The 1,003-nt window shown below is 37.8% G+C and carries 1 protein-coding gene; it reads right to left on the minus strand.

The genetic code is table 11. The features are described from left to right. On the minus strand, positions 1-1,003 hold a 1,003-nt coding region (locus BMY86_RS13130), incomplete at both ends, for a PKD-like domain-containing protein (protein ID WP_317040104.1).

Consider the following 1,003-nt stretch of genomic DNA (forward strand, 5'->3'; position numbering starts at 1 on the left):
GAAAGGTTTGTACATCCTTCTAGATCCGATACTAAAACCGTGTGTACTCCTGCTTCAACTCCTGTAAACACGTTACTAGTTTGCCAAGCTCCTCCGTCAATCGAATAAACTAAGTTTCCTGTTCCAACTGGGTTGACTGTTATAGTAATCGTTGCATTGTTTGTAAAGGCATCTGTTACAGTTGTTGTAAATCCTGTTGCTGGGAATACTTCAATTACCGTAGCCGAAGATTCTCCAATACATCCTGTTAAGGTATTCGTTACAATTACTTGATATTCTCCTGCTGTTGTAACTTCGTATGTTGAACCTGTTGCTCCTGCAATTGGATCGAATGTACTTGTTGCAGTATTAAACACAAACCAATCGTATGTATAATTCGGATTGTTTAATTGTGTATTTAAAATATAACTTTGGTACGTTGTTCCTGTTGCTTGATTCACACAGATGTGTCCGTCTAGTAATACTGGTTTTGGTAGTGGATCTACAAAAATGATATAATCTGTAAAGCCACCCTCACAATCTCCTAATTTTGTTGTAACTCTATACTTCACATAACCTTGAACATCTGAAGTATTTACCAACACATCTTGAATTTGAATTGGTGCCAATCCTGTTCCAGGTGTTGCTCCTGTTACATTTTGTGATTCTAAAACTACCCACTCTAACATAGTTCCTGCAATATTCGGGAATGCTGAAATGGTTAAATTAGTTGTTTCTTCACTACAAACTTCATCTTGTAACAATCCGATTGGTGTTCCTGGGATTGGGTTTACTGTAATTGAAGCTACGTTAGTCATCGTTGCACCAGTACAGTTTCCATTAATTGGAGTCACATCAAAACTAATGCTTCCTGCTACTAATGGGTCTGTTAAGTTTAATTGTAAATCGATGTTTCCTGTTGTAGAAGTTCCGCTTGTTGCTCCTCCTGCAATTTGAACATTCGTTGCCGAGTTAATTTGCCATGTAAAAGTGGTTCCTGTTGGATCTGCATCTACATCAATCT

Origin of the sequence: Flavobacterium urocaniciphilum, from assembly GCF_900110615.1 — a bacterium.
GTDB classification, from domain to species: Bacteria; Bacteroidota; Bacteroidia; order Flavobacteriales; family Flavobacteriaceae; genus Flavobacterium; species Flavobacterium urocaniciphilum.